Source organism: Streptomyces sp. NPDC127084, from assembly GCF_042724175.1.
In the GTDB taxonomy this organism is placed as follows: Bacteria; Actinomycetota; Actinomycetes; order Streptomycetales; family Streptomycetaceae; genus Streptomyces.
On the sequence record NZ_JBHXFA010000170.1, the window covers coordinates 10941 to 13982 of the forward strand.

A 3042-nucleotide genomic window follows, 5' to 3' on the forward strand; every position below is an offset into this window, starting at 1 on the left:
TGGGGGGGGGGGGGGGGGGGCGGGGGGGGGGGTGGGGGGGGGGGGCGGGCCCACCCCTACGGGGGGGGGGGGGGGGGGGTCCCCCCCCCCCCGCCGTTGTCGGTTCCGGGGGCGCCGTCCGTTCGACCCCACGCTTCGACGGCATCACCCGGAGCCGGGTTCAGTAGGTGAGCGCGTCCTCCATGTTGTTCAGCCAGTAGGACACGGACGCGGTGGAGTCCGTGTAGGTGCCCGCGGGGAGCTTCAGGGTGACGGGGGCGCCGGCGGAACCGCCGCCGTCGCGCTGGGCGAAGTGGATGGTCAGGTTCTTGGCGTCAGCGCCGTTCTCGCCGTCTCCCGCCGCGCTGCTCAGCAGGATCGAGGCGTAGGCGGACTCGCCGGGGGCGAGGGTGGCCACGGCCTGCGGCTTGCTGTCCTCGTTGATCTGGGTGGCGGACTGCGCGCCGTCGAAGCGGAGCAGCGGGGCGTTGTAGGCGGAGCAGTCCGCGGTGCCCGTGTTGGTGATGGTGAGCAGCATGTGGTTGAGCGGGCGCGCCACCTTGCTGACCACGACCCTGGTGTTGGCGGTGGTGCAGGTGGAGGAGTCGGTGCCACCGTTGCCGCCACCGGCGTTCAGGCCGCCGGTGCTACCGCTGGCGCTCTTGCCGGAGGTGGCGGTCGAGCCGCCGGTGCCCGCGGTGCCCGAGGTGCCCGAGGTGCCCGAGGTGCCCGAGGAGGCCTTGGCGCCACCTGAGCCGGCCGTGGTGGATGCGCCGGCGTTCGCCGTGCCGCCCGTGGAGGCCGCGCCCGCCGCCGCGTCGTCGTTCTGGCAGGCGGTCAGGGACAGGCCCGCGACAAGGGCGACGGTGGCGATGGCGGTGCGGGTACGGAAGGTGGTCATGGTGGATCGGCTCCCCGTGTATGCGGATCGGTGTTCGGTGTTTCTCGGCGCTGTTCGGGCGTTGCTTCAGCGCTGGTTGACCAGCGTGATCACGACTGCGGTGCAGAGGATCAACACGCAGGTCGCGACAACATCGGTGATGCTGACTCGGGTTCGCATCGGTTCTCCCGGGCTCGGCTGGTGCTGAACACACCATGCGGAGCGGTTGGCGGATGGGACAACCGACCAAGGACAATGGGGGACGTTGGAATGCCGGAACGGGTGCTGACCAGGTGAAATACCCATCGCCTGGAACGCGTTCCCGGGACGGGGAGCGACCAGGAAAGTCGGGGTGGGACAGTGTCAAGCGGTTTCGCGGAGCTGCTGAGCGGGTTGAAGGAGCGCTCGGGGCGCAGTTACGGGACCCTCGCGAGACAGCTCCACATGAGCACGTCCACGTTGCATCGCTATTGCAATGGCGATGCCGTGCCGACGGATTACGCACCTGTCGAGCGGCTTGCCCGGCTCTGCGGGGCGAGCCCCGACGAACTGGTGGAGCTGCACCGGCAGTGGATTCTGGCCGATGCGGCACGAGGGCGAGGCCGGACGGCTGCCGCCGAGCCGCCCCAGGCCGCCGCGTCAGCCGAGTCCGGCCGGACGGGTGGCGAGGCGGCCGACGGCAAGGCGCGAGCGGCGGACGCGGCGGAAGTGGCCGACAAGCCGGACGAGGCAGATGGGGCGACCGATCCGGACCAGCAGGGCGAGGCGGACAGGGCGGGCGATCCGGACCAGCAGGGCGAGGCGGACAGGGCGGGCGAGGATGCCGCTGCTCCGGCTCCGTACCCCGGGTCGGAGGCCGCCGGGCGTACGGCCCTCACCCGCAGACGCACCCGCCGTATCGCCGTCGCCACGGCCGTCGTCTGCGCGCTGGCCATCTCCGGCGCCGTCGCGGCCAGTCAGCTGCCGGACGAAGGTGGCGGGAAGCGCGAGCGCACCGAGGAGCAGCAGCCCGCCGGAGCCGTGACGGAAATTCCGGCGGGGAAGCCCTCCGCGTCCCGGTCGGCCTCCGCCGCGCCGGGCGGCAGCACGTCGCCGGGGGCGAAGCAGCCGAGCGGTTCGCCGTCCGGCGGGGAGAGCTCGGGCGGTAGGCCGTCGTCCGACAAGGGCGAGACCGGGGGCGGTTTCGCCCCGTCCGTCGGTATCAGCTCGTACAACTGGGAGGCCCCCTGCGACGAGCTCTACGTCCTGGACAAGGACCCGGAGCAGGTGGCCCCGCCGCCGGCTCCCCAGGACTTCCCGACCTGGGCTCGCTCCCAGAACGGCGCACCGGCCGGGCATCTGCGGCTCCAGCTGAGCGTGACGGGCAACTCCGACAAGGCGGTCCTGATCGACTCCCTGAATGTGCGGGTCGTCGGGCGGGAGGCGGCACGCTCGGACGCGAAGGTCTACACCATGGCGTTCGGCTGCGGCGGCGGAGTCACCCCGCAGACCTTCGACATCGACCTGGACGACCGCGGACCGGTGGCCATGCCCGTGGCCGGTCAGGACGGCGACAGGGTCGTGCCCGCGAAGAACTTCCCGTACCAGGTCTCCACCAGCGACACGCAGGTCCTGAACCTCGATGTGCACACCGAGGAAAACGATGTCGAGTGGTATCTGGAGCTCGGCTGGACCAGAGGCGACGAGAAGGACACGGTGATCATCAAGGACAAGGGCGGCAAGCCCTTCAGCACCCGGGCCATCGCGGCGCGCAAGGTGTACGACTACTGGTTCGACAAGCGGGAATGGGTCGCCCAGTGACGTGGTGATCAACGGCCGGACGGCGCACCCTGGGAACTGGTGGTGAGTGATACCGCTGGAGGTGATCTCTCATGGAGACGCTCACCGGATGGCATGTCGAGATGGAATTCCGTGAGGACGGCGACAAGACGAAGGCCGCCGCGATGCTCCGCCTCGCCGACGGTACGGAGGTGCGGGGCCATGGCAACGCCAACCGTCACCCCTCCGATCCGGGACAGCTCAGAGTCGGCGAGGAGATCGCGGGCGGCCGGGCGCTGAAGGACATCGCGAGCCAGTTGCTGGACAAGGCGCACGACGAGATAGAGGAGGCCACGGGCCGCTCCGCGCACCCCCTGAGGTGACCGATTGAGCGACCGGACAGGTCCTGGACACAGGGCGGCCCC

3 protein-coding genes are annotated in these 3042 nt (G+C 70.9%); 2 read left to right on the forward strand and 1 reads right to left on the reverse strand.

What is annotated here, in order from left to right:
• Positions 1-160: 160 nt before the first annotated feature.
• Positions 161-880: a DUF4232 domain-containing protein gene (locus ACFWI9_RS28745; RefSeq protein WP_387166434.1), complete on the reverse strand. Its 720-nt coding sequence runs from the start codon at positions 878-880 to the stop codon at positions 161-163.
• A 339-nt stretch (positions 881-1219) separates the two neighbouring features.
• Here ACFWI9_RS28745 and ACFWI9_RS28750 point away from each other — a divergent pair, with 339 nt between their 5' ends.
• Both ACFWI9_RS28750 and ACFWI9_RS28755 read left to right on the forward strand, forming a co-directional pair.
• On the forward strand, positions 1220-2659 hold the full coding sequence (locus tag ACFWI9_RS28750; RefSeq protein ID WP_387166436.1) for a helix-turn-helix domain-containing protein: 1440 nt from the start codon (positions 1220-1222) through the stop codon (positions 2657-2659).
• Between the two features lie 71 nt (positions 2660-2730).
• Positions 2731-3000 carry a DUF1876 domain-containing protein gene (locus tag ACFWI9_RS28755; RefSeq protein ID WP_338677408.1) on the forward strand — a complete coding sequence of 90 codons (270 nt, stop codon included), beginning with the start codon at positions 2731-2733 and terminating at the stop codon, positions 2998-3000.
• Positions 3001-3042: the final 42 nt, after the last annotated feature.